The sequence below is a fragment of the Nesterenkonia muleiensis genome (assembly GCF_003600155.1).
GTDB classification, from domain to species: domain Bacteria; phylum Actinomycetota; class Actinomycetes; order Actinomycetales; family Micrococcaceae; genus Nesterenkonia; species Nesterenkonia muleiensis.
This window is the reverse complement of sequence record NZ_QWLD01000050.1, coordinates 20,557-45,098: the sequence shown is the minus strand read 5'-3', so window position 1 is coordinate 45,098 and position 24,542 is coordinate 20,557. Positions and strand designations below refer to the sequence as shown.

Annotated in this window: 22 protein-coding genes; 16 read left to right on the top strand and 6 right to left on the bottom strand. The window is 64.1% G+C overall.

Annotated elements, in window-relative coordinates; translation table 11 throughout:
- Window positions 1-34 precede the first annotated feature (34 nt).
- The 9 genes from DVO78_RS15025 (at window position 35) to DVO78_RS14985 (ending at window position 6,518) form a co-directional block, all read left to right on the top strand.
- The gene (locus tag DVO78_RS15025) at window positions 35-706 is read left to right on the top strand and encodes a response regulator (RefSeq protein ID WP_120006014.1); all 672 of its coding nucleotides are present in this window, start codon (window positions 35-37) and stop codon (window positions 704-706) included.
- 83 nt (window positions 707-789) lie between these two features.
- A complete protein-coding gene (gcvH, locus tag DVO78_RS15020) occupies window positions 790-1,173 on the top strand; it encodes a glycine cleavage system protein GcvH (RefSeq protein ID WP_120006012.1) in 384 nt (127 codons plus the stop codon).
- A gap of 64 nt (window positions 1,174-1,237) precedes the next feature.
- Window positions 1,238-1,678: an FHA domain-containing protein gene (locus DVO78_RS15015; protein WP_238385342.1), complete on the top strand. Its 441-nt coding sequence runs from the start codon at window positions 1,238-1,240 to the stop codon at window positions 1,676-1,678.
- Between the two features lie 97 nt (window positions 1,679-1,775).
- Window positions 1,776-2,531 carry a transcriptional regulator FtsR gene (ftsR, locus tag DVO78_RS15010; RefSeq protein WP_120006008.1) on the top strand — a complete coding sequence of 252 codons (756 nt, stop codon included), beginning with the start codon at window positions 1,776-1,778 and terminating at the stop codon, window positions 2,529-2,531.
- A gap of 25 nt (window positions 2,532-2,556) precedes the next feature.
- A complete protein-coding gene (locus tag DVO78_RS15005) occupies window positions 2,557-3,108 on the top strand; it encodes a bifunctional nuclease family protein (protein WP_120006006.1) in 552 nt (183 codons plus the stop codon).
- A 106-nt stretch (window positions 3,109-3,214) separates the two neighbouring features.
- Window positions 3,215-3,832, top strand: a complete 618-nt coding sequence (locus tag DVO78_RS15000; protein WP_420799098.1) for a MerR family transcriptional regulator — start codon at window positions 3,215-3,217, stop codon at window positions 3,830-3,832.
- Window positions 3,833-3,873: 41 nt separating this feature from the next.
- On the top strand, window positions 3,874-4,203 hold the full coding sequence (locus tag DVO78_RS14995) for a putative quinol monooxygenase (protein ID WP_120006004.1): 330 nt from the start codon (window positions 3,874-3,876) through the stop codon (window positions 4,201-4,203).
- A gap of 71 nt (window positions 4,204-4,274) precedes the next feature.
- On the top strand, window positions 4,275-5,081 hold the full coding sequence (locus tag DVO78_RS14990) for a ParA family protein (RefSeq protein ID WP_120006002.1): 807 nt from the start codon (window positions 4,275-4,277) through the stop codon (window positions 5,079-5,081).
- A 3-nt stretch (window positions 5,082-5,084) separates the two neighbouring features.
- A complete protein-coding gene (locus DVO78_RS14985; protein WP_120006000.1) occupies window positions 5,085-6,518 on the top strand; it encodes a mycothione reductase in 1,434 nt (477 codons plus the stop codon).
- Between the two features lie 11 nt (window positions 6,519-6,529).
- Here DVO78_RS14985 and DVO78_RS14980 read toward each other — a convergent pair whose 3' ends face one another.
- Entirely contained in the window at window positions 6,530-7,129 is a 600-nt protein-coding gene (locus DVO78_RS14980) for a mycothiol-dependent nitroreductase Rv2466c family protein (RefSeq protein WP_120005998.1), read from the bottom strand.
- Window positions 7,130-7,230: 101 nt separating this feature from the next.
- Window positions 7,231-7,992 carry an SDR family oxidoreductase gene (locus tag DVO78_RS14975; protein WP_120005996.1) on the bottom strand — a complete coding sequence of 254 codons (762 nt, stop codon included), beginning with the start codon at window positions 7,990-7,992 and terminating at the stop codon, window positions 7,231-7,233.
- A 95-nt stretch (window positions 7,993-8,087) separates the two neighbouring features.
- On the opposite strand from DVO78_RS14975, the gene valS reads away from it, so the two are divergent.
- Entirely contained in the window at window positions 8,088-10,715 is a 2,628-nt protein-coding gene (gene valS, locus DVO78_RS14970; protein ID WP_120006150.1) for a valine--tRNA ligase, read from the top strand.
- 95 nt (window positions 10,716-10,810) lie between these two features.
- Here valS and DVO78_RS14965 read toward each other — a convergent pair whose 3' ends face one another.
- Window positions 10,811-11,518, bottom strand: coding sequence for an MgtC/SapB family protein (locus DVO78_RS14965; protein ID WP_120005994.1), 708 nt, complete (start codon window positions 11,516-11,518; stop codon window positions 10,811-10,813).
- A gap of 325 nt (window positions 11,519-11,843) precedes the next feature.
- Window positions 11,844-12,359 (bottom strand): GNAT family N-acetyltransferase, encoded by a 516-nt coding sequence (locus DVO78_RS14960; RefSeq protein ID WP_120005992.1) that lies wholly within the window; start codon window positions 12,357-12,359, stop codon window positions 11,844-11,846.
- 375 nt (window positions 12,360-12,734) lie between these two features.
- Here DVO78_RS14960 and ileS point away from each other — a divergent pair, with 375 nt between their 5' ends.
- The 4 genes from ileS to ndk are packed head-to-tail and all read left to right on the top strand — an operon-like array spanning window position 12,735 to window position 18,403.
- Window positions 12,735-16,052 carry an isoleucine--tRNA ligase gene (gene ileS / locus DVO78_RS14955; RefSeq protein ID WP_120005990.1) on the top strand — a complete coding sequence of 1,106 codons (3,318 nt, stop codon included), beginning with the start codon at window positions 12,735-12,737 and terminating at the stop codon, window positions 16,050-16,052.
- Entirely contained in the window at window positions 16,045-17,493 is a 1,449-nt protein-coding gene (locus DVO78_RS14950; protein WP_120005988.1) for a bifunctional folylpolyglutamate synthase/dihydrofolate synthase, read from the top strand. The genes ileS and DVO78_RS14950 overlap by 8 nt, the downstream gene beginning before the upstream one ends.
- Window positions 17,493-17,996 (top strand): DUF4233 domain-containing protein, encoded by a 504-nt coding sequence (locus DVO78_RS14945; protein WP_120005986.1) that lies wholly within the window; start codon window positions 17,493-17,495, stop codon window positions 17,994-17,996. Before DVO78_RS14950 ends, DVO78_RS14945 begins: the two co-directional genes overlap by 1 nt.
- Window positions 17,993-18,403 (top strand): nucleoside-diphosphate kinase, encoded by a 411-nt coding sequence (ndk, locus tag DVO78_RS14940; RefSeq protein WP_120005985.1) that lies wholly within the window; start codon window positions 17,993-17,995, stop codon window positions 18,401-18,403. The genes DVO78_RS14945 and ndk overlap by 4 nt, the downstream gene beginning before the upstream one ends.
- Window positions 18,404-18,608: 205 nt before the next feature.
- Here the strand turns inward: ndk and DVO78_RS14935 are convergent, their stop codons facing one another.
- Both DVO78_RS14935 and DVO78_RS14930 read right to left on the bottom strand, forming a co-directional pair.
- On the bottom strand, window positions 18,609-19,655 hold the full coding sequence (locus tag DVO78_RS14935) for an ABC transporter ATP-binding protein (RefSeq protein ID WP_238385341.1): 1,047 nt from the start codon (window positions 19,653-19,655) through the stop codon (window positions 18,609-18,611).
- A gap of 10 nt (window positions 19,656-19,665) precedes the next feature.
- A complete protein-coding gene (locus DVO78_RS14930; RefSeq protein ID WP_120005983.1) occupies window positions 19,666-20,601 on the bottom strand; it encodes an ABC transporter permease in 936 nt (311 codons plus the stop codon).
- Between the two features lie 183 nt (window positions 20,602-20,784).
- Here DVO78_RS14930 and DVO78_RS14925 point away from each other — a divergent pair, with 183 nt between their 5' ends.
- Window positions 20,785-21,603: a methyltransferase domain-containing protein gene (locus tag DVO78_RS14925; protein WP_120005981.1), complete on the top strand. Its 819-nt coding sequence runs from the start codon at window positions 20,785-20,787 to the stop codon at window positions 21,601-21,603.
- A gap of 83 nt (window positions 21,604-21,686) precedes the next feature.
- A complete protein-coding gene (locus DVO78_RS14920) occupies window positions 21,687-24,476 on the top strand; it encodes a glycosyltransferase family 2 protein (protein ID WP_120005979.1) in 2,790 nt (929 codons plus the stop codon).
- Window positions 24,477-24,542 lie beyond the last annotated feature (66 nt).

Below are 24,542 nucleotides of genomic sequence, written 5' to 3'. Positions count from 1 at the left end.
GGACAAAGGTCGCCGGGCAGTAGGCTGAGACTTTATGGAGGACTTCGCCGCGACCGCTGAGCAGCCGCAGGTCATGGTGGTCGATGACCAGACCCTGGTCAGGCAGGGCATCAGGACCCTGCTGGAGCTCGGCGGGATCACCGTGGTGGCAGAGGCTGGGGACGGCGCAGAGGCGCTCGCCGCGCTCGAAGGCCAGTCTCCCGAGGTGATACTCCTGGATCTGCGCATGCCGGCCTACGACGGTCTGTGGCTGCTGCAGAGGCTGCAGGAGTCCGGCAGTGAGATCCCCGTTCTGGTGCTCACCACCTTCGACGATGATGTCCTGGTGCTCGACGCTCTGCGCGCCGGGGCTCGCGGCTACCTCCTCAAAGACGTCACCGTGGAGCAGCTGGCCCAGGCCGTCCATGCGCTGGCTGAAGGCGGAACGCTCATCGCCCCCTCGATCACCGACCGGCTGGTGCGGGCCATCAGAACCTCACCGCCGCCGGCGGGATCCGCAGGCGTGGTGCTGGAGAGTCTCACCGAGCGTGAGACCGAGGTGCTCCGTCTGGTGGCCGAAGGATACTCCAACCGGCAGATCGCCCAACTGGTCCATCTGGCCGAAGGGACGGTGAAAAACCACATTTCCTCGATTCTGGTGAAGCTCGGGGCCCGTGACCGCACCAATGCCGTGCTGCGCGCCATCCGCGAAGGCATACTCGGCTGAGCACCGGCCTGCCGCAGTTCCCTCCGGGGTGCTAAGTTGTCCTCAGCACCAGTTGTCTCACCACCCCAAGGAGCCTAAGCCAGATGAGCAGCATCCCCGCTGAGCTGAAGTACAGCGCCGAGCACGAATGGGTCGCCGCAGAATCCGAAGGGGTGGTCCGCATCGGCATCACCGACTTCGCCCAGGACGCCCTCGGCGAGGTGGTGTACGTGGAACACCCCGAGGTAGGCTCCACAGTCGCCGCCGGGGACGTGGTCGGCGAGGTCGAGTCCACCAAGTCGGTCTCCGACATCTACGCACCGGTGGCAGGGGAGATCGTGGCGGTCAACGAAACCCTCGACGCCGAGCCCCAGGCCATCAACTCCGACCCCTACGGCGCAGGCTGGCTCTTCGAGGTCAAACTGGCCGAAGACTCCGGTGCTGATGCACTTCTCAGTTCAGAGCAGTACACCGAACAGGTGGGCTGAACCCGATCTGCTGTTATATGGTTGTTATCCCAGCACCACACCTCGTCTGAGGGGAGGAGAACCGTTGCCCGAACAGCACCATGATCGGCAGCACCCGCCGCAGAGCGCCTCGGAGACCACCTCCATCGCACTGCCGCCGGCTCAGACCGGGCAGTTGGAGGCTCAACTCTCTGAGCAGGACAATGCGGCCATCAATGCTCTGCCGAAGAGCTCTGCGCTGCTGATCGCCCACACCGGCGCGAACCAGGGCGCTCGCTTCCTGGTCGACCGGGATGAGACCACCGTAGGGCGTCACCCTGAAGCCGATATCTTCCTTGACGATGTGACCGTCTCGCGGCGGCATGTGAAGATCGAACGCACTGACAAAGGCTTCGACGTCGAAGACCTGGGCAGCCTCAACGGCACCTATGTCAATCATGACCGGGTGGACCGCCACACCCTCAGCGCCGGTGACGAGGTGCAGATCGGCAAGTTCAGGCTGACCTTCTACAGCGGGACCAGCTGACCTCCCGGTACGCCAAATACCCTGCATTCCGGTATGGACAGGTTATTCTGAGGCTGAACTTCTTTCCTTCCCCTGAAACTTGAAAGAGGATGCGCCTGTGAGTGCAACACCAGCTCGCCAGCCCAAGCCGGCTGAGAATGCCGGTCTAGCCGACTCGCATGTCTTCACCATCTCCGAGGTCCTGCGCGAACTGCAGTTCGAGTTTCCCGACCTTTCGGCCTCAAAGCTGAGATTCCTGGAGGAACGGGATCTGGTGGAGCCTGCCCGCACCTCCTCGGGCTACCGCAAGTACTCTGCCGCAGATGTCGAACGGCTCAGGTTCATCCTTGCTCTGCAGCGGGACCGGTATATGCCCCTTGATGTCATCAAACAGACGATGGACGCCATCGACTCCGGGGAGAAGCCCGAAGCGCTGCCGGAGTCCGCGCCGGTGGGACCGCGCGAGGTCACCGGGGAGCTTGCCGCACAGCTGACCGGGCGCACCCGGCCGATGAGCAGAAAGGAGCTGCGTGCCCTTTCTGGTGCGACCCGGGGGATGCTCGACACGCTGGAGAAGTTCCGCATCATCTCCGCCGATGCTCAGGGCAACTACAGTCACCACGACCTCAAGGCGGTCAAGGCCGTGCGAGTGCTTGCCCGCTACGGGCTCGAGCCCAAGCATCTGGCCACCCTGCGCCGCTCCGCCGACGCTGAGCTCGACCTGATTGCCCGGGCCATGGCCCCGCAGGCTGCCCGCAAGGACGCCGCGGCACGGGCCCGAGTCGCCGAGTCCTCCAAGGAGATGCTGCAGTGCCTGAAAGACCTCCGAGCCTCCATCATGGACTCAGCGGTTGAGAGAATCGATCGCCGCTGAGCCGCGCAGCGCCTAGACTGGACCCATGGACCAGTCACAGGTGCAGCTGGAGGTGGTCGGCGTACGCGTCGAGCTGCCCAGCAACCAGCCTGTGCTGATACTGCGGGGCGCAGAGCCCAGCACCGAGGACCTGCACGTGGCGGTGATCGTGGGACCCGCTGAGGCGGCCGCGGTGGCCCGGGCCCTTCAAGGGGATGTGCCGCCGCGTCCGATGACCCACGACCTGCTGACCAGCGTGCTGGAGAGCTTCGGGCAGGGCATCGATGCGGTGGAGATCAGGCTGCTCGACACCAGCACCTACGCCGGTTCCATCCAGCTCAACAGCGGCAAGACCGTCGACGCCCGCGCGTCTGACGCTATTGCGGTGGCGGTTCGCGCTCACTGCCGGGTCACCATGGACCGGGAGACTCTCAAAGCGGTCTCGGTGCGGCCCCGGTACACCACCGCCGACTCAAGCCAAGGCGCCAGCCCGGAGGCCCAGCAGCTGGCGGGCAAGGGCCCCATCTCCGAGGACGAGATTCGTGAGTTCCAGAAGTTCCTCTCCGAAGCTGGCCCGGAGGACTTCGACCGTTCATGAGACACGCCGAGCCTCTCCACTGTTGCCGCCACTTGGCCGCACTGCGCCGATACACTGGCAGAGAGAACTCGCTTCCCCGAACACACCAAAGACGAGAGGTGCCTGAGTGAAGGACCAACGCGCAGAAGTGCCGCGCCACAGCCAGCACTCCCGCCACGTAGCTCAGGACCCCCTGTTCGACGACGGCTTGGCCGATCTCGACGAGGAGATGGGGTACCGGGGACCGGTAGCCTGCTCCGCCGCCGGAATCACCTACCGCCAACTGGACTACTGGGCGCGCACACAACTCGTTAAGCCGTCCCTGCGCAACGCCTCAGGCTCCGGCTCCGCCCGCCTCTACTCCTTCCGGGACGTTTTGGTGCTCAAAGTGGTCAAGCGCCTGCTGGACACCGGAGTCTCCCTGCAGCAGATCCGCGCAGCCATCGAGCACCTGCGCGAACGCGGAGTCGAGGACCTCGCAGAGATCACCCTGATGTCCGACGGCGCCAGCGTCTACGAGTGCACCTCCACCGATGAAGTCATCGACCTGGTTCAGGGCGGTCAGGGCGTCTTCGGCATCGCGGTGGGCCGGGTCTGGCGCGAGGTGGAGGGAAGCCTGGCCGAACTGCCCCGGGAGCGCAGCGAGGAGCAGTCGCCGGGACGCGCTGAGCAGGCCGAGCTCTCCGCCTTCGGGAGCACCGACGAACTGGCCCAGCTGCGGGCCAGGCGGCAGCAGGCCTCCTGAACGCCTGAGTTCATCAGACACTCCTACCAAAGGTGCATTCTATGATTCTGATCGTCGTGAAGTTTCCGGTGAAGCCTGAACTCTCCGACCAGTGGCCGGAGATCGTGAGTGACTTCACCGAGGCCACACGGGCCGAACCGGGCAATAAGTTCTTCGAATGGTCCCGTGGCGTGGAGAACCCGCACGAATATGTGCTGGTGGAGGGGTTTGAGGACGACGCCGCCGAGGCGCATGTCACCTCTGACCACTTTCAGAAGGCCATCTCGCCCCAGGGCCGGATGTACCAGGCTCTTTCGTCCACCCCGCGGATCATCTCCCGCACCATCGACGCCGACGGATGGGAAGAGATGGGAGAGATGAAAGTCAGCTGATCGGCTGCCGAACTTCCGACCTGCCCTCTCAGGTCATCCGGCAAGACCGCTGTTCGGCATAGGATGGACAGGTGCAGATTCTCAGCGTCTCCAGTCTGAAAGGCGGGGTCGGCAAGACCTCGGTCACCATGGGCCTGGCCTCAGCGGCTCTCAACAGCGGGGTCAAGACCTTAGTCATAGACCTTGACCCGCATGCTGATGCCACCACCGGGCTCAACGTGTCCCGGGGAGCAGGGCGGGAGGCCGGGCAACTGCTGAAAGAGTCGCGCAGGGCCACCATCACCGACCATGTGGTCCGCTCCGGCTGGGTCGACCTGCTGGATGATGAGAAGCAGAAGGATGCCACGCTCGATGTGATAGTAGGTTCGGCGCTCTCGGCCACCTTCGACCGCCCTGATATCCGCCTCCGCGATATGAGGCGGCTCAAGACTCTGCTGGAGGGGCTCACCGGCTACGAGTTGGTGCTGGTGGACTGCCCGCCCTCACTGTCCGGGCTGACCCGCATTGCCTGGGCAGCCTCCCACCAGGTGCTTCTGGTGGCTGAGCCGAGTCTGTTCTCCGTGGCCGGCACCGAACGCACCATGCGTGCCATCCGCATGTTCTCCAACGAGTTCGCCCCCCAACTGACCCAGGCCGGGGTGGTGGTCAACCGTGCTCGGGCCGACTCGGCCGAACACGAGTACCGGCTGCTGGAGATGGAGCGGCTCTACGCCGAGAAGCTGATGCTTCCGGTGCTGGAGGAGAACCCCCACTGGCAGCAGATTCAGGGCGCAGCCTATCCGGTGCACCAGTGGCCCGGTGACCAGGTCCGCGATATGGCCAAGAGCTTCGACGAGCTCATCAAGCAGCTGGTGCCGGCCAAGAAGCTCAACCCCTGATCCATGACGACCCACGATCTGGCCATCATCGGCTCCGGCTCCGGCAACTCCCTGATCACCCCGTTCTGGGACGGCAAAAAGGTAGCCCTGGCCGACCAGGGGATTGAGGCCACCGGCGCTTTCGGAGGAACCTGTCTCAACGTCGGCTGCATACCCACCAAGATGTTCGTCCGGCCCTCGGCCCTGGCCCGGACCCCAGAGGAAGCCGCTCGGCTCGGTGTAGAGATGAATACCCTCGGCGCCGACTGGCCGGCGATCAGGGACCGCATCTTCGGGCGCATCGATGCCATATCCTCCGCAGGCCGTCAGTACCGCGAACAGCTCGGCAACGTGGACCTCATCCCTGAGAGGGTCGTCCTCACCTCTCCCACATCTTTCCGGAGTGAGTCGGGCACCGAGGTGCAGGCCGACCAGCTGGTCATCGCCGCAGGCTCCCGCCCAGTGCTCCCGGATGTCCCCGGGGTTGATCTGCCGCAGGTGCACACCTCCGAGACCATCATGCGGCTCGAGGAACGCCCCCGGAGGGTCCTGATCATCGGCGGCGGGTACATCGCCTGTGAGTTCGCCGGGATCTTCTCCGGCCTCGGCGCTGAGGTGATCCAGGCCAACCGCAGCTTGGGCCTGATGAACCAGCTGGACAGCGACATCGCCGAAGCCTACTCCGCCGAGGCGGAGAAGAACTGGTCGGTGCTCTACCAGCGAACCCTTGCCGGTGTCGTCGAGAATGAGGACGGGACGGTGACTGCCCGCCTGGTGACTTCTGACGGACGGACCGAGCAGTACGCCGTCGACGTCATCCTCATCGCCATCGGGCGCACCCCCAATAGCGACCTGGTCGGTGCCCAAGAAGCGGGGATCGACGTGCTGGCCGACGGCCGGATCGCGGTGGACGACCACCAGCAGGTGCTCAGCGGGGGAGAGGCCCTCGAGGGGGTCTACGCCCTGGGCGATATCAGCTCCGAACCCATGCTCAAACATGTGGCCAACCACGAGGCGCGGGTGGTCGCCCACAACCTGGAGAACCCCGAGAATCTGCGGAAGGTCCGGCGCCAAGCTATCCCCTCGGCCATCTTCTCCCACCCTGAAATCGCCCAGGTGGGGCTCACCGAGGCTCAGGCTGTCGCCGCCGTCGGAGCGGAGAACATCACCACCAAGACCCAACGGTACGGGGACACTGCTTACGGCTGGGCCATGGAGGACGACTACGGCATCATGAAGGTCATCGCCGACCGCCGCGACGGGCGGCTCCTGGGGGCCCACGCGATGGGGTACCAGTCCTCCAACCTGATCCAGCCGATCGTGCACGCCATGAGCTTCGGGCAGGACGCCTACAGCGTGGCCCGCGGACAGTACTGGATCCACCCGGCACTGATGGAGGTCACTGAGAACGCCCTGCTCGGCCTGGATGTCACGGTGCCACCCGATGCTCCGCTGTAGGAGCACCTCCGTCAGCCGAGCTGGGGCCTTTCGGTGCGTGAGCGCTTGAGTTCGAAGAAGTAGGGGTATCCGGCCAGCGTCACTGCGGCGTCGAAGATCTTTCCCGCTTCCTCACCAGTGGGAACCCGGGTGATCACCGGACCGAAGAAGGCGGTGCCCTCGAAGGCCACGATGGGGGTGCCCACATCCTGTCCGACCTGGGAGATGCCCTCCTCATGGGTCTTGCGCATGGCCTCGTCGTAGGAATCGGTCTTGGCCCCCTCGACCAGTGATTCATCAAGGCCGATCTCGGTCAGCGCGCGGCGTGCGGCCCCCTCGAAGTCGCGGTGACCAGTGACGTGGATGTCGTGGCCGATGGCGGTGTAGAAGTCACCGAGCCTGTCCGGGGCTGTGGCCGCCACAGCGGTGGAGGTCCGGGCAGGGATCCAACGTGCCAGGACGTCGTCGTCCTCAGTAGGTGCGGGGTTCTTGCCCTCGTTGAGCACACCCAGGCTCATCACGTTCCAACGGACCTCGATGTCACGGACCTTTTCGACCTCGAGTATCCACCGGGAGGTCGCATAGGCGAAGGGGCAAATCGGGTCGAACCAGAAATCAACGCGCTCAGCCATCAGCTCGGTCCTTTCATCAGAGGCAATCAGGTTCCGCCCATGCCAACCCTGAGAAGCTCCGAGTCATTCCATCGCCGAGCACCAGCAGTGTCCGCCGCGCCTCAGTTTTTCCGAATGACCTTGTGCTGGGCGGCCTGGGCCACCGGACGAACCACAATCTGGTCCAGGTTCACGTGGTGAGGGAGGGTCACCGCGTTGGTGATGACCTCAGCGATGTCCTCGGCGACCAGCGGCTTCTCCACCCCGGCGTAGACCTTCTGCGCCGCAGCGGTGTCCCCGCGCAACCGCTTGGCGGTGAACTCCTCGGTGTGCACCATCCCTGGCAGCACATCGATGACACGAATGTTGTGCTCGGCCTCCTCAAGCCGGAGGACGCCGGTGAGGGCATGCTGGCCGTACTTGGCAGCGTTGTAGCCGCCGCCTCCTTCGTAGGGCGTGTAGCCGGCGGTGGAGGTGACGTTGAGGACTGTCCCTTCGCCGTGTTCTCGCAGCATGGGCAAAAACGCCTGGGTCACGTTCAGGGTGCCCAGCACGTTGACCTCGAACATCCAGCGCCAGTCCTCAACCTTGCCCGTGCCCACCGGGTCCACTCCCAGTGCCCCGCCAGCGTTGTTGATCAGCGTGTCGATTCCACCGGCTGCTGTGATCGTCTCGACCACACCGGCGACCTGTTCGGGGTCGGTGACATCGCAGACCAGCGGGATGATGCCCTCCTGCTCGGCCAGGTGCTCCAGCTTCTCGGCTCGGCGGGCCAGGGCGAAAACCTGCCACCCCTCCGAGGTCAGACGCAGGGCGGTGGCGGCGCCGATCCCGGAGGAGGCACCGGTGACAAGTGCGCGGCGAGGGGCAGCTTCAGTGATCATGGCTCCAGCGTACTGAGAAACGGCGTCGTCGTGCGTTGTGTTTCTTAGCATGTGAGACGCCTGGGTGGTGCCGGCGGCATGGCAGAATGGGCGCTATGGCCGAAAATATAAAGGGCACCGACACGCCCGCATACAAGATTCCTGAAGTCCCCGAGAAGCCCGCCCTGGAAGGGTTGGAGCCTAAGCTGAACACCGCGTGGCAGGCTGAGCAGATCTACCACTTCGACTCCACCGCCAGCCGTGACCAGGTGTACTCGATAGACACCCCGCCGCCCACTGCCTCCGGCTCACTGCACGTGGGCCACATGTTCTCCTACACCCAGACCGATGTGATGGCCCGCTTCAAGCGGATGCGCGGCAAAAAGGTCTTCTACCCGCTGGGTTGGGACGACAACGGCCTGCCCACCGAACGCCGGGTGCAGAACTACTACGGTGTGCGCTGCGACCCGACCAAACCCTACGAACCGGACTACAGCCCGCCGGCCAGCCCGGCCAAGAACCAGCGGGACTGGGACGTGATCTCCCGGCAGAACTTCATCGAGCTCTGTGAGACGCTGACGGTTCAGGACGAGAAGGTCTTCGAGGACCTCTTCACCGCCCTGGGACTGTCGGTGGACTGGCGGCAGACCTACCGGACTATCGACGACGATTCCCGAGCCGCCTCCCAGCGAGCCTTCCTGCGCGAGGTCTGCTCCGAGAATGCCTATACCGCGGAGGCTCCCACCCTGTGGGACGTCACTTTCCGCACCGCGGTGGCCCAGGCCGAGCTCGAGGCCAAGGAACGCCCGGGCGCCTACTACCGCTATCCCTTCACCGACGGGTCTGGCAACGAGGCCGTGATCGCCACCACACGCCCTGAGCTGCTGCCGGCCTGTGTCGCACTGGTGGCCCACCCCGAGGACGAGCGTTACAAGCCGCTGTTCGGGAAAACGGTGACTTCCCCGCTGTTCGGTGTGGAGGTGCCGGTCAAGGCCCATCCACTGGCCGACCCGGAGAAAGGCTCCGGCATCGCGATGATCTGCACCTTCGGTGATATGACCGATGTGACCTGGTGGCGTGAGCTGCAGCTGCCCACCCGTGCGCTGATCGGCCGTGACGGCCGTTTCCAGCGGGAGACCCCGGAGTGGATCACCACCGCAGAGGGCCGGACCAACTATGAGCAGTTGGCCGGCAAGACCGTGCACTCGGCCAAGGAGGCGGTGGTCGAGCTGCTGACCTCCGGTGGCCTGCTGCGGGCCGAGCCGGAGAAGATCACCCATGCGGTGCATTTCTACGAGAAGGGTGACAAACCACTGGAGGTGGTGACCTCACGCCAGTGGTACATCCGCAATGGCGGACGGGACGCGCAGCGCCGCGACCAGCTGCTGGAGCGTGGACGCAAGATCGACTGGCACCCCGGGTTCATGCGCTCCCGCTACGAGAACTGGGTGGAGGGCCTCAACGGTGACTGGCTGATCTCCCGGCAGCGTTTCTTCGGCGTGCCGATCCCGGTCTGGTACCCGCTGAACGCGGCCGGGGAACCCGACTACGACAACCCGATCCTGCCCGAGGAGTCCCAGCTTCCGGTGGATCCTGCCTCCCAGCCGGCCCCCGGCTTCGACGAGTCCCAGCGTGGTCAGCCGGATGGTTTCATGGGCGAGCCCGATGTGCTGGACACCTGGGCCACCTCGTCACTGACCCCGCAGATCGCCGGGAAGTGGGAGCGTGACCCGGAACTGTTCAACAAGGTCTTCCCCTTCGACCTGAGGCCGCAGGCCCACGACATCATCCGCACCTGGCTGTTCTCCACCATGGTGCGCGCCAACTCACTGCATGACACCGTCCCGTGGACCAACACCGCCATCTCCGGCTGGATCCTGGACCCGGACCGAAAGAAGATGTCCAAGTCCAAAGGCAATGTGGTGGTCCCCACCGAGCCGCTGGAGCAGTTCGGCGCCGATGCGGTGCGCTACTGGGCGGCCAGTGCCAAGCTGGGCGCAGACACCGCCTATGAGGTCGGCCAGATGAAGATCGGCCGCCGGCTGGCGATCAAGCTGCTCAACGCCTCCAAGTTCGCCTTCGGCATGGGTGTCACTGAAGAGCACATCGTGGCCGACGACGCCGCAGCGCAGGTCATCACCGAGCCTCTCGATCGTGCCCTGCTGGCCAAGCTGCGTACCGTGGTCGACCAGACCACCGGGCAGTTCGAGAATTACGACTACGCCCGCGCCTTGGACATCATGGAGAGCTTCTTCTGGTCGTTCACCGATGACTATGTGGAGCTGGTCAAGGACCGCGCCTATGGTGCTCAGGGGGAGGCCGCCCAGGCCTCTGTGCGCGCCACCCTGGCGACCGCGCTGGATGTGCTGCTGCGGCTGTTCGCCCCGGTGCTGCCCTTCGCCACCGATGAGGTGTGGCGCTGGTGGAGGCACGGGTCGGTACATGCGGCAGCCTGGCCGCAGGCGGCAGCCCTTGACGCGGTGGCCGGTTCACCCGCGGTGCTGGATGCGGTCTCTGAGGCGCTGACCGGACTGCGCCGGGCCAAGGCCGAGGCCAAGGTCAAACAGCGCACCGAGATCCTCTCAGCGCGCATCACCGGCCCCAAACAGGCGCTGGGCTACCTTGAGTCAGCACTGTCTGATCTGGGCGCCGCCACCAGGGCCCGTGCCCTGGAACTGGTCAGCGAATGGGAGACCGCCAAGGAGATCAGCATCTCCGATGTGGTCCTTGCAGACCAGGAGTAGATCCCTGGCTCTGCCCTCCCAGAGGTGTTGTGGGCACTCCTGCTGCATGGAGACGGATCACTGGTCCATGTGCGCAGCAGGAGCACCCACGGACATCAGTCGTGGTCGCGTTCGATGGTGCGGACTTCCAACACGCCGTCGAGCTCACTGAGACGCTGGTGCAGGGCATCGGGGGAGAGGTACTGCTTGCGGGAGAAGGCCATTTGGGCATCGACCACCGGGCCCTCGTCGGTCTCTTTGCGCCGGGTGCTGTCCAACGCCGCTTCGTAGCCCAGCTCCGAGGCGGTGACCAGCACGTCGCGGAGGATGCCACGGCCGTCCTGGTAGCGGATGTCATAGCGACTGATTCGGCCCTGCTTGGGCAGCTTCTTGGCGACCCAAGTGACCACAGTGACGGCAAGCAGGTAGAACACCACTGTCAGCCCGGCGATGATCGGCATCCCGGCTCCGCATGCCATGCCGACCGCCGCAGTGACCCAGATGGACCCAGCAGTGGTCAGTCCGGAGACGATGTTCTGGCGCACAAAAATCACTCCTGCACCGATGAATCCGATCCCGGAGACGATCTGGGCGGCGATGCGGGAAGGGTCCAGGATGACGTCGTCGCCGAGCAGGTGAGAAAAACCGTAGGCAGAGACCAGGGTGAACAGTGCCGCGCCCAGGCCCACCAGAATATGGGTGCGGGACCCGGCGGACTTCTGCCGCATCTCCCGCTCCAGGCCGATTACCCCAGAGAGCACGAACGCGCAGAACAGCAGCAGGGCCTCGGTGCCGAGGGTGTCAGGGATGAGGTCGATCTCCATCCCCCGACCCTACGCCGGGAGCTTTGAATCCACACCTCTCACTTTCCAGATACCTGCCCTACTGAGGGATGCTCTCCTCTACGCCCAGGTTCGTGGCAGCCCGCGCCAGTCGCTTGTCAAGTGTGACAAGCGGCCGGTCCGCTCAGCGATGGCAACATAGGCGGCGTCGTAGGGGCTCACCTTGTGGTGGAGATGACGTGGACATACCGCTCGGCCTCAGCTGGCGTGAGCAACTCGGCGTACTCGAAGCGGCGGATCGTCCGCAGCGTCTCGCTCGGCGCAAATGGGCCGGTCTGGCAGAGAAACGGTCCAGGAAGAGCGAAGGCTATTCGGCCAGCAACTGGTAGAGGATGTGGTCCTGCCACTGCCCTGCGATCTTCAGGTATTTCGGCGCAAACCCGTACTCTCGGAAACCGTTCTTCTCGAGGACTCGCTGGGAAGCAGCATTGTGAGGGAGGGTTTCGGCTTGTACGCGGTGAAGTCCCAGGTCGTCAAAGGCGAACCGAACGGCTTCAGCAACTGCTTCGGTAGCAAATCCTCTCCCTCGACAGTCTTGGCTGAGCCAATAGCCCATAGCGGCAGATTGAAAGGCACCGTGGGTAATGCCGCTCAGCGTCAACCGTCCGATGACGGTGTCACCGTTATCGAGAATCACGAATGGAGTGGAGCGCTGAGCTGCGTGTTCCTTGAGGGTTTCTTGGATAAGTTCGCGTTGAGCATCATCGGTGAAGTAAGCTTCGGTCCGCTCTGGCTCCCACGGTGCCAGATATTCTCGGTTGGTTCGCAGAAGGCTGGTGATCGCTCCGGAGTCGGTGGGCTTAAGAATCCTGATCCGGCGCATTGAGATATTGTACGTGCTTCCTCATTACGGGATCCCGCACTGAGGGGCCGGCGCAATTGGGCCGGTTTTGGTGGCATCCCGTAGAATCAGTCCAGCAGCTTTGATCCGGCTATCACCGGTGAGCTTCCGGAGGAACAGGAGAAGAGGACGACGACGTCGCCCCGTCTCCCCAGTAGAACCGGACGGGTAAGCCCGTCACAGCAGTCATGAAGCGGCACGGTGTGAATACCAGGCACTGTGCAAGCAAGGTGGTACCGCGTTGTTCTTGGCCTTGCCGCCCTCTCAGGGAGGTAATGCGGGTTCGAATCCCGCTGGGGTCAAAGAGAGACGTCCTTGCAGAGACGACCATCAGCCCGTACCGCCAGGATGCCCTTCATGACTGAGAATTCCTCTCCCACATACCCCCGCGCGAGCTCTGCCTCGGCCCAGACCAGCAGTGAGCGCAGGGTCCCCGCCTCTGTGAGCTTCCCGGAGATCGAGGAGCGCATCCTGAAGTACTGGGAGGCCGACGGTACATTTCAAGCCAGCATTGACTCCCGGCCCGAGACTGAGGAGTTCGTCTTCTATGACGGCCCGCCCTTCGCCAACGGCCTGCCGCACTACGGGCACCTGCTGACCGGATACGTCAAGGACCTGGTCCCGCGCTACCAGACTATGCGCGGCAAGCGTGTGGAGCGCCGCTTCGGCTGGGACACCCACGGTCTGCCCGCCGAGCTGGCCGCCATGAAGGATCTGGGCATGAAGGACAAGGCCGAGATCGAAGCCATGGGCATCGAGCACTTCAACGACGCCTGCCGCAACAACGTGCTGAAGTTCACCAAAGAGTGGGAGGCCTACGTCAACCGGCAGGCCCGCTGGGTCGACTTCGAGAATGACTACAAAACGCTCAACGTCGAATTCATGGAATCGGTCATCTGGGCCTTCAAGCAGCTTCACGACAAAGGCCTGACCTACCAGGGCTTCCGGGTGCTGCCCTACTGCTGGAAGGACGAGACCCCGCTGTCCAACCATGAGCTGCGCATGGACGACGAGGTCTACCAGGAGCGCCAGGACCCCTCGGTGACCGTCACGTTCCCGATCACCGGCGGAGGCATGCTCGGTGACCAGCTCCAAGGGGTGAACCTGCTGGCCTGGACCACCACCCCCTGGACCCTGCCCACCAACTTCTCAGTCGCCGTAGGCCCAGAGGTCGAATACGCGGTGGTCGAAGCTCCCGCAGACGGCGCTATGCCGGGCAAGTACATGATCGCTGCGGATTTGGTGGCTGACTACGCCAAAGACCTCGGATTCGAGGATCACGAGGACGTCTCCGCGGCAGAATCTGCTCAGGCTGCCGTGGTGGGACGTTACCTCGGCAAGGATCTCGCCCAGCTGGAGTACCAACCGCTGTGGAACTACTACGCGGACACGTCGGCCTGGGGCACCGAGAACGCCTGGCGGGTGCTGATCGAGGACTATGTGACCACCACCGACGGCACCGGTCTGGTCCACCAGGCCTCCGCCTACGGCGAGGAGGACCAGAAGTCCTCCGAAGACGCCGGAATCCCGGTGATCCTCTCCGTGGACGCCGCCGGGGCCTTCCTTCCCATGTTCGCCCAAGCCCTCCCCGACGGGAGCACCCCACTGGCCGATATCGCCGAAGTGCAGGTCTTCGAGGCCAACCGGACCATCATCAACCGACTCAGAGCCGATGGCCGGCTGGTCCGCGAACAGTCCTATGTGCACTCCTACCCGCACTGCTGGCGCTGCAAGACTCCGCTGATCTACAAGGCCGTCACCTCCTGGTATGTGGCCGTCACCCAGTTCAAGGACCGGATGCTGTCGATCAATGAGGACATCAACTGGATCCCGGAGAACGTCAAGCACGGCCAGTTCGGCAAATGGCTGGAAAACGCCCGTGACTGGTCGATCTCCCGCAACCGCTACTGGGGCAGTCCCATCCCGGTGTGGGTCTCCGATGACCCGGACCACCCCCGCACTGAGGTCTACGGCTCGCTGGAAGAGCTCAAGGAGGCCTTCGGCGACTACCCGCGCAATGCGGCCGGGGAGCCGGACCTGCACCGGCCCTGGATCGACCAGCTGACCAGGCCCAACCCCGACGACCCCACCGGCACCTCGACCATGCGCCGGGTGGAGGACGTGCTGGATGTCTGGTTCGACTCCGGATCGATGCCCTTCGCCCAGGTGCACTACCCGTTCGAAAACGCCGACTGGTTCGACGGCCACCACCCGGCAGACTTCATTGTGGAGTACATCGGCCAGACCCGCGGCTGGTTCTACACCATGCACATCCTGGCCACCGCCCTGTTCGACCGGCCGGCCTTTTCCAACGTGATCAGCCACGGCATCGTGCTGGGCTCCGACGGGCAGAAGATGTCCAAATCGCTGCAGAACTACCCCGATGTCAACGAGGTCTTCGACCGCGACGGCTCCGATGCCATGCGCTGGTTCCTGATGTCCTCTCCCATCCTGCGCGGCGGCAACCTGGTCGTCACCGAGGAGGGCATCCGCGAAGGAGTCCGCCAGGTGCTCCTGCCGCTGTGGAACGCCTGGCACTTCTTCGCCCTCTACGCCAATACGGCCAATCAGGGTGCCGGCTACACCGCCAAGGCCATTGATGACGACGCAGCCCTCTCACCTCTGGACCACTACATCCTGGCCGCCACCGGGGATCTGGTCCGCGAGGTCACCGAGGCCCTGGATGAGTTCGACGTCTCCAGCGCCTGCGATGCGCTGCGCCGGTTCGCAGAGACCCTGACCAACTGGTACATCCGGCGGTCCCGGCAGCGTTTCTACAAGGAAGACTTCACCGCCTATGACGTGCTCTACACCGTGCTGGAGACCTTCACCCGGGTGGCCGCGCCGCTGCTGCCGCTGATCTCCGAAGAGGTCTGGCGCGGGCTCACCGGCGGGCGCAGCGTGCACCTGGCCGACTGGCCGGACCCTGCCGCCTATGTCCGGGACGAACAGGCCGTGGAGCTGATGGAACTGACCCGTGTGGTGACCTCTGCCGCCTCAGCGCTGCGCAAGCAGGCCAAACGGCGGGTCCGCCAGCCGCTGGCCACCCTGACCGTCGTGGTGCCGCAGGCTGAGGCCCTCTCAGGAACCTATGAGCAGATCATCGCGGATGAACTGAACATCAAGCAGATTAAGCTGCTGGAGGCTGCCGAGGTCTCTGCCTCGGAGTTCGGCATCGGCCAGCAGCTGGTGGTCAACGCCCGGGTGGCAGGTCCTCGGCTGGGCAAGGATGTCCAGCACGCCATCAGGGGTGCGAAATCCGGTGACTGGAGCGTGACGGACGGGATGATCACCGCCGGTGGCCTGGTGCTGCAGGAGGGGGAGTACACCCTGACCACCACAGTCTCGGAGGAGACCGGCGATACCGCCGTCACCGTTCTCGACAACGGCGGCTTCCTGGTCCTGGACACCGCACTGACCCCTGAGCTGATCGCTGAGGGGATCGCCCGCGACGTCGTCCGCAGCGTCCAGGCCGCCCGCAAGGATGCTGACCTGAACGTCTCCGACCGGATCGTCACCACCCTGACCGGCTCTCCCGAGGTGATCAGCGCCGTGGAGGCTCACACCCAGCTGGTCAAGGCTGAGACGCTGACCGTGGAGCTGAACCTGGTTGCCGGTGAGCACACCGAGGAGACCCGCGCCAGTGTGGCCGCAGTCAAGGAGACCCATGCCTGAGCATGCCGAATTCCCCGGCCAGCACTTCACCGGTCCGGAGGCCGCGGACGAGTTCTCCGTGGCCAGCATCTATGCCGAGATGCTGGCCCGGGCGCCGGAGTCCGATATGCGCCCCCGTCTGGAACCCATGCAGCTGGTCATGGAGATCCTGGGTGAGCCGCAGCGGGCCGCACCGGTCATCCAGGTCGGAGGCACCAATGGCAAGACCTCCACCGCACGGATGCTCGAGGCCGGCCTGCTGGCCCATGACTTGCGAGTGGGCCGCTACAGCTCGCCCCATATGGGCCCGGTCACCGAACGCATCGCGGTGGACGGAAAACCTGTCCCGGATGAGACCTTTGTGCGGATCTGGGATGAGATCAGACCGCACATCGGGATGGTGGACTTACAGCTCACCGAGCGCGGTGAGAAGCCGCTGACCCTCTTCGAGCTGCTGACTGTGCTGGCCATCGCCATCTTCGCCGACGAACCCGTGGACGTCATGGTCCTGGAGGTCGGCCTCGGCGGCTCCTGGGACGCCACCAACGTGGCCGAGGCCGCGGTCCAGGTCATCGGACCGATCAGCCTGGACCACACCGAGATGCTGGGTGAGACCATCGAGGAGATCGCTGAGGAGAAGGCCGGGATCATCAAACCCGGCGGATTCCTCATCTCCGCAGCGCAGGAGCGCGACGCCGCCGATGTCCTGCTGGAGGCCGCCCGGGCCGCCGGAGTGCCCTTCCGCTTTGAGGGCGTGGAATTCGGCGTCGAATCGCGGTTTCCTGGAGTCGGCGGTCAGCAGGTCACTGTCCAAGGCCTGGCGGGCCGATACCCGGATCTGCTGGTTCCTCTCCTGGGGGCCCACCAGGCGGAGAACTTCGCGCTCGCCGTCGCCGCATTGGAGGCGTTCATCGGCGGCGGGGAGCGTCCGCTGAACATCGAGAACCTTCGCACAGCATGTGAGCACATCACCTCACCTGGGCGGCTGGAGACGCTGCGCTCCTCCCCGGCCATCCTCGTCGACGCTGCCCATAATCCGGCCGGCCTCGAGGCCAGTGCTCTGGCGCTGAAGGAGAGCTTCGAGTTCACGCAGCTGGTGCTGGTGATCGGCGTGCTGCAGGACAAGGATGCGCGGCAGATGCTCCAGACGCTCTTCGACCAGTACAGCGGACTGGCCAGTGACCTCTGTCTCACTCAGTCCACGTCAGCCCGGGCCGTCCCCGCGGCGGAGCTGGCAGAGCTGGCGCTGGATGCCGGCTTCCGCGAGGAGCAGATCCACACCACAGATCAGCTCGACGAGGCCATCGCCTGGTCGGTGACGCGCATCGATGAGCGCCAGGCCTCCGAGACTGGGGGACTTCTGATCACCGGGTCGATCACCTTGGTGGCCGAGGCCCGCGCGCTATTCGGCGCCGTCGACACCGGCATACCGGACGGTGACGCTCCGGGAGGTGATGACTGATGGCCCGGCAAACCCGTGCCCAGCGCGAATGGGAGTCAGGTCAGACACGGCCCCCGCGTTCGGTCAAGGCACTCTTCGCCTCCACGGTGCTGTGCTTAGAAGGTGCTCTGATGTTCTTCTTCGGGCTGGCCGCCTGGGGACTGAACCAGAACGAGCCCTATGCGTGGTGGCTCTTCGGCGCGGCCTGCGCGATTGCCCTGCTCTGCGTGGCCCTCTGCGGTGTGCTGCACAAGCGCTGGGGCTATCCGGCGGGTTGGGTGATGCAGGGGGCCATCATCTTCAGCTTCGCCATGGTCGCTCTGATCACCTCGCAGGGGCTGGTGGTGCCGCTGGCGGTGCTGCCAGGTATCGCCTTTGCCGTCTGCTGGTGGTACGCGGTGTCAAAGGGCGCTCAGCTCGATGAGGAAAAGATGAAAAGATACAGGGTGGAAGAACAGTTGCACGGCGAGCGTCAAGGCGCCCCCGGCCCTGAAGACGCGAACAGTGAGGAGAACGAAGAATGAGCGAACGCACTCTGGTGCTGATCAAGCCCGATGGGGTGGACCGCGGACTCACCGGTGAGATTCTGCGCCGCGTCGAGGCCAAGGGATACAGGATCGCAGAGCTGAAGCAGCTTTCGGCGTCTGAGGATCAGCTCGCCGCCCATTACGCAGAGCACCAGGGCAAGCCGTTCTACCAGCCGCTGGTGGACTTCATGCTCTCCGGGCCCGTGGTGGCAGCTGTGGTGGAGGGCGATGAGGTCATCAAGGGCTTCCGCTCCCTGGCGGGCCAGACTGATCCGACGGTGGCAGCCCCAGGGACCATCCGCGGGGATCTGGGGCGGGACTGGGGCGAGAAGGTGCAGAAGAACCTCGTCCACGGCTCCGACTCGGTGGAGTCGGCCGAGCGCGAGATTTCTATCTGGTTCTGAGCCAGTTCCGGGGCCGGGCACATGTGCCGCACCCACGGTGCTCCAACCCTCAATCGCCTCGGAAGATATCGCGCAAGCTCGAGTCTTCACTCGGCCCAATCGGGTCACCCGGCCCCTCTTGTCCGGCTTCCGCCGGACTTCACGTCCTGAAGTCGCAGCGCGCAAGCACACTGCTCATCTGCAGGCCGGGCGCACCCGCCGCTGGCTACCCGGCTTTGGTGGGGCGGGTGCCATCGGCGAACTCGATCTGGAGGGGGGAGAGCTTCAGCAGCGTGCGGTCGTAGACGATCTGGGCTGAGCGCATCCGGCCGTTGGACTTGTGGTCGGTGTATTCCTGGTACTGCGAACACACCCATTCGGGGTCACCGTCAGCGAGCATCCTGCCCTGCTCGATCCAGATCACCCGGGTGCACATCTGCTTGATGGTCCCCAGTGAGTGGGAGACCAGGAAGACGCAGCCGGCTTGGGAACGGACCTCGTCCAGCCGCTTCTTGGTCCTGGCGCGGAACTGGGCGTCACCGGTGTTCAGCGCCTCGTCGATGAGCAGGATGTCCGGGTCCACACTGGTCGCGATGGCGAACTGCAGACGTGAGGCCATGCCGGAGGAATAGGCCTTCAGCGGCATATCCAGCGCATCCTTGAGGCCAGAGATCTCGACGATCATGTCGAACTTCTGCTCAGCCTGCTTAGGTGACAGGCCCATCGCCAGACAACCGAGGCGGATGTTCTCCCGCCCAGAGATCTGTTTCACCAGGGCCGCATTGACACCGAGCATAATCGGGGTGGAGGTGGCATAGACCTCTCCGGTGCTGGGCCGGATCTTGCCGGTCAGCAGCTTCATCAGGGTGGACTTTCCAGATCCGTTCGTCCCGATGACGCCCACTGTTTCACCGCGGTTGACCACGAAGCTCAGCTCATCCAGTGCATGCACCTCTGACCAGCCGGAGCCCAGAACCCTCTGGACCTGCTTGCTGAGGCGCTTGGTGGACTTCAGGTGCTCGTTGCCGGAGCGGATGCGGTAGGTCTTCGACGCAGCGTCCACCACCACCGAGACGTTTTTGGGGTCCACCGTCTCCACCAGGGGAGCACTCTGGGTCAGCGGATGATCGTCCCAGGCGATCTCTTCGATCTCGTCGAACCCGAAGCCCTCGTCGAAGCTCTCCGGGTCCAGGTCCAGCCCGTCGCTGGTCTTGCCGTTGGTGGACATCCAGTTGGCCCGGCGGGGGGTGTAGTTTGAAGCAGGTGTGCTCATCAGTTCAGGCTCAGCGCTCCCGTCCGTAGGTCTCTTCGCCGCGCCAGAAGATGATCAGCCCGATTACCAGCGAACCCACGCCCCAGCTGGCCAAGACGATCCAACGGAACGGATCACCCAGACCGTCGTAGAGCCAGGCATCGCGAATGATGTCCAGCACACAGAACGCCGGGTTGAAGTACATCACTGTGATGATCCAGTCATGGCCCACGTCAGCGAAGCGTTCCACGCTGAAGATGACGGCGGAGGCGTAGAACCACAGCCGGGTGCCGATGGTGATGATGTGCTTCACATCGTTGAAATTGGAGACCAGCCGGGCCAGGATCAGGCTGAACCCGGTCATCACCAGCAGCGCGAGAAAGATCGCCGGGAAGAACATCAGCCACTTCCAGTTGAACACGATTTCGGCGCGCTCCATATCTCCGACCTGATAATCACCGATGAAGTACACCAGGACTGCCATCACGAAGAATGTGGGTACGGTGGCGAAGAGCTCGCGCACTGTCGCAGAGATCGGCAGGCAGGCGCGCGGGAAGTTGAAGGCCTGCACCACCTGCTGGTTATTGGCGATCGAGTTGGAGCCGCTGGTCACCGCCCCTGAGATGAAGCGGAAGGTCAGCACCCCGATGATGAGGTACCCGATGAAGTTCACCACGTCACGGTGGGTCTCCAGGATGTAGCCGAAGATGAAGAAGTACACCGCAGCCTGCAGGATGGGGTTGAGCACCATCCACACCCGGCCCATGGAGTCCAGGTTGTTCTGCGAGGAAGTCCGGGCGTGGGCGTCGTACCGCAGAAAGTGACGGAAGGTCCAGATGTCTCTGACGTACTGCAGCAGCGAGGGACGTGCCCCGACTCGGACCAGCGTGCTGCCGTCCATCTGGATCACGCGTTGGGGCCCGAGCTGGAAACTGGGCGCATGCCGTTCAGCGGCCGGTGCTGCCATGAAAGTCCTCCCGAGGGTGAAGTGCGTGCTCCGCTCACGGCGGGGCAAAGCGCAGCCCATTCTATCAGTGGGCCTCTGATGAGCCGTGGAAGCAGCACCCCGCACAGGTGAGATCTGACTCATTCATTGCGTTCCATGTCATGGTCTGCAGTGGCAATGCTGCCGGAACCCTAGAATCAGCTCATGCCCACACCCGCCTCCGGCGAGTCCGCTGAGACAGCCTGGAACCCGTCGCGCTACCTGGCATTCGCCTCTGAGCGCACCCGCCCCTTCATCGATCTCCTCAGCAGGGTCAACCACCCGAATGCGCGCAGCATCATCGACTATGGGTGCGGCCCCGGCAATGGGATGCCGGTGCTGCGGCACCACTGGCCGGCCGCACACATCACCGGAGTGGACTCCAGCGCCCAGATGCTGGATGCCGCCAGGGAGTACACGCGCGACGACGCGAAGATCACCTACCAGCGCGCAGACATCCGCACCTTCGCCCCGGCTGAGCAGGTGGACCTTGTGGTCTCCAACGCTGCCCTGCAGTGGCTGCCGGATCACCGTGACCTGCTGCCGGAGATTCAGCGGCATATCGCCCCCGGCGGTGTACTGGCGGTCCAGATTCCCGGGAACTTCGCCGCCCCCAGCCATCGGCTGCTCTACGAACTTGCCGGGCGCAGCCCCTACGCAGAGCATATCGTTCCAGGTTCGCTGCTGAACCCGACCGCCGGAGTCATCGACTATATGCTCGATGTCGCCGGCGACGGTTGGGAGGTCGAAGCCTGGGAGACCACCTATCAGCACATTCTCCAGGGCGAAGACCCGGTGTTCGACTGGATATCCGGCGCCGCAGCACGCCCGGTGCTTTCGGCTCTTCCGCCGCAGGAGCTGGAACAGTTCACTGCTGAATACAAGGCGGCCCTGCGCGAGGCGTATCCGAGAACCCGGATCGGCACCATTCTTTCCTTCCGCCGGATCTTCTTCATTGCCCGGCGGGCCTCTCCGGGGCATTAGACTTGCCTTAACGAGGCCAGTGTCGATGAAGGAAGTTCAGCGTCTTGAGCATAATTGGGCAGGTCAAGCGGGGAGTCCGGCGGATGAGCCGCATCCACAAAATCACCCTGGCTCTGGCGGGACCTCTGGCGCTGTTCGCCGTTGCCGCCGGGCTTTTCCAGCTGTGGGAGTTGGCGCTGATATGCCTCACTGCCCTGCTGGTAGGAATTCTCTGCCTTGTCATCTACGGCAATGAGGAGGCCAGGCGGCGTCTGTTCGGGAATGCCTTCGACCTGCCCGCCCCGGTGCTCCAGCACAGCGGAGCTGCCGACCGGGCGGCAGCCGGCCATGACCCGACCTTGCTGCAGTGGGCCAAGGAGCTGCGACGCGGTGGCAGGCTGCAGTGGTTCGCCAATACGGCACGTGAGACCCGTCTGACCGGTGCCCGCGATGTGCTGGCCCTGAGCGCCACCTCCGGAACCTACGACTACCGGGCCTTGGCCAGGGAGATCGAGTCATTGCGGTTTCGTTCAACGGATCTGCAACGGCGTTCACAGTTCAAGGAACTGCTGTGGCTTCCGGCGTATTTGTCGCTGGCGCGGGTGCTCTACAGCCAGCGTCTGGACAACAGGGATCTCTTCACCTGTCTCTCTCTGTACGCACTGGCTGAGGAACTTTACGGACTGCGCGTTTTCACAGACGGCGTGGACCGCTCCCACTACTCGGACCTGCTGACCTGGAACGGTGAATTCTCCAAGGCCGATGAGGTGCTGGACTATCAGGACCCCGATGCTGAGCGGGATTACTCCCAACGCTATCTGCGCCTGAACACCGTCAACCCGAACGTCACCGGTGATAGGCACCAGGCGGGGCAGTGGGGTTCCCTACTCGCCGAAGAGTTCGGCAGGTACCACCTTGCCCAGCCAACGTTCGAAGACCCCGCCGCGCCGTCGTTCTACCAGATCCGGTGCGAGGCTCCGCCCGCGCAAGGCAAGAACCTGCCGCTGGTCACCGTGATCATGCCCATCTATGAACCCAACGCTGCCACGGATGTGGCCATCCGATCGCTGCTCAATCAGTCGTGGTCGAATCTGGAGATCATCATCATTGATGATGCTTCCCCGCAGCACGACGAGCAGGGCAGCCCCACTGCGTACCGGGCACAGCTTGAAGGCTGGGCCGCACAGGACAGCCGGATCCGGCTCATCCTGTGTGAGCAGAACCGCGGGGCCTATTCGGTCCGCAACGAGGCCTTTGAGCTGGCCACCGGTGAGTTTGTCACGATCGCGGATAAGGATGACTGGCACCACCCTCAGCGTATTGAGCGGCAGGTTCGTGATCTGATCAGACATCCGGAGAAACACGCGAACATTGTCCAGTGGGTACGGGTGGATGAGCACCTGAAGTTCCAGGTCCGCTGGGGGCCCGACCGGGTGATTCATCCCAGCTTCGCCTCCATCATGTTCCGCAGGGAAACAGTGAAGGAGAAGCTCGGCTACTGGGACGCTGTCCGCAAATCGGCCGACAACGAGTACAAGAAGCGGTTCGAGCTGGTGTTCAACACCAAGCTTGTCGCCGATGATCCCATTCCCCTGGCCTTCTCACTGCTGGGTGAGGACAATCTCACGTCTGCGGACTTCGGGCTTGGGTACCGCCACCCTGACCGGGAGATCTATCAGCGGGCGTACGGGGCCTGGCATCAGGACATTCGGGCCGGCGCCAGCGCGTATATGCCGATGAACCCGGACAAGCGGCTGTTCGTGGCACCGCCTTCGTTTCTTCCGGAGCGGGACAAGACCCATATTCCGCACTATGACGTGATCTACCTGTCCGAATTCGGTGCCCTCGGCGGCAACACCCTGGGGCTGGTGCAAGAAATCGAAGCGGCCCTTGAAGCTGGCCTCACGGTCGGGTTCATCGCCTTGCAGAACGGGCTGGTGCCCTCCGCGGCCAAGCGCCGCCTGGTACCGGAGGTGGAGCGGCTGTTTCTGCAAGGACGGATCGACTGGCTCAGTCTGGATCGAGCAGCGATCACCCCGCTGATGGTCATCCACTGGCCGACGGTGCTGCAGCTGGACCCCGGTCTGGTCTCGAAAGTCGATGCCGCTCAGATTGTGGTGGTGGCCAATCAGCTTCCCGCCGCGCTGTCCTCGGACGACCGGTACTACTCGATCGACCAGGTGAGCCGGAACTGCCTGGCGGCTTTGGGCCAGCAACCGTTGTGGGCACCGCAGTCTGCTCTGGCCCGGAGCTATCTGACCGGTCAGCTGCCGCCTCAGGAGCTGTTGGACTACAACTGGATTTCCGTGATCAGCTATGTGCCGCAGCTGAGGCACGACGAGCACGACGTCGCCCGCGTACCGGTGATTGGCAGGCCGGTCTATGAGACGGAGTCGCACTGGCCCAGCAGGACGCTGAGGTCCCAGATCTATCCCAGTGGAGGCGATATCAGAGTTGAGCTCCGGGCCCAGCCGGAAGCCCTGCGCCAGAGGGGCGTGATCGGCCCCGACGGAGTGCCCCCGACCTGGACCGTTGAGCCTCCGGGGGAGGAGAGCTTCCTGGACTATCTGCAGGCTCTGGACTTCTTGGTCTGCTTCGATGAGCGCCCTTGGCACGAATCGGTGGAACCGAGCGTCTTGGCGGCGCTGAAGACCGGAGTGGTCGTGGTTCTCAGCCCAGAGTACCGAGAGGTCTACGGCGAGGCTGCGGTCTACGCTGAGCCCAAGGATGTGCGGCGCACGCTGAAGAAGCTGTGGGAGGACCCCGAAAGCTATGCTCGGCAACAGCAGAGCGGTATTGCTTTTCTCCAGCAGAATCGCAGCGCTTCGGACTATCTGGCTCGCATCAAGTACGCTTCCGCAGACCAGATCCTGGAGGGCCAGTTGGTCTCATGAGACGTTTAGGGGCACGAGCGGTTCGACGGTTTCCGCCGGTTGCCCGCCGAGAGCGCACCATCAACG

Excerpts from the sequence above, each read along its gene's own strand:
- DVO78_RS14960 (WP_120005992.1), bottom strand. The coding sequence starts at position 12,359 with ATGCGCCGGATCAGGATTCTTAAGCCCACCGACTCCGGAGCGATCACC.
- DVO78_RS14920 (WP_120005979.1), top strand. The coding sequence starts at position 21,687 with ATGAGCCGCATCCACAAAATCACCCTGGCTCTGGCGGGACCTCTGGCG.
- DVO78_RS14930 (WP_120005983.1), bottom strand. The coding sequence starts at position 20,601 with ATGGCAGCACCGGCCGCTGAACGGCATGCGCCCAGTTTCCAGCTCGGG.
- DVO78_RS14980 (WP_120005998.1), bottom strand. The coding sequence starts at position 7,129 with ATGGCTGAGCGCGTTGATTTCTGGTTCGACCCGATTTGCCCCTTCGCC.
- DVO78_RS14985 (WP_120006000.1), top strand. The coding sequence starts at position 5,085 with ATGACGACCCACGATCTGGCCATCATCGGCTCCGGCTCCGGCAACTCC.
- gcvH (WP_120006012.1), top strand. The coding sequence starts at position 790 with ATGAGCAGCATCCCCGCTGAGCTGAAGTACAGCGCCGAGCACGAATGG.
- valS (WP_120006150.1), top strand. The coding sequence starts at position 8,088 with ATGGCCGAAAATATAAAGGGCACCGACACGCCCGCATACAAGATTCCT.
- DVO78_RS14950 (WP_120005988.1), top strand. The coding sequence starts at position 16,045 with ATGCCTGAGCATGCCGAATTCCCCGGCCAGCACTTCACCGGTCCGGAG.
- ndk (WP_120005985.1), top strand. The coding sequence starts at position 17,993 with ATGAGCGAACGCACTCTGGTGCTGATCAAGCCCGATGGGGTGGACCGC.
- DVO78_RS14945 (WP_120005986.1), top strand. The coding sequence starts at position 17,493 with ATGGCCCGGCAAACCCGTGCCCAGCGCGAATGGGAGTCAGGTCAGACA.
- DVO78_RS14935 (WP_238385341.1), bottom strand. The coding sequence starts at position 19,655 with ATGAGCACACCTGCTTCAAACTACACCCCCCGCCGGGCCAACTGGATG.
- DVO78_RS15005 (WP_120006006.1), top strand. The coding sequence starts at position 2,557 with ATGGACCAGTCACAGGTGCAGCTGGAGGTGGTCGGCGTACGCGTCGAG.
- DVO78_RS14925 (WP_120005981.1), top strand. The coding sequence starts at position 20,785 with ATGCCCACACCCGCCTCCGGCGAGTCCGCTGAGACAGCCTGGAACCCG.
- DVO78_RS14975 (WP_120005996.1), bottom strand. The coding sequence starts at position 7,992 with ATGATCACTGAAGCTGCCCCTCGCCGCGCACTTGTCACCGGTGCCTCC.
- ileS (WP_120005990.1), top strand. The coding sequence starts at position 12,735 with ATGACTGAGAATTCCTCTCCCACATACCCCCGCGCGAGCTCTGCCTCG.
- DVO78_RS14965 (WP_120005994.1), bottom strand. The coding sequence starts at position 11,518 with ATGGAGATCGACCTCATCCCTGACACCCTCGGCACCGAGGCCCTGCTG.
- DVO78_RS15025 (WP_120006014.1), top strand. The coding sequence starts at position 35 with ATGGAGGACTTCGCCGCGACCGCTGAGCAGCCGCAGGTCATGGTGGTC.
- DVO78_RS14995 (WP_120006004.1), top strand. The coding sequence starts at position 3,874 with ATGATTCTGATCGTCGTGAAGTTTCCGGTGAAGCCTGAACTCTCCGAC.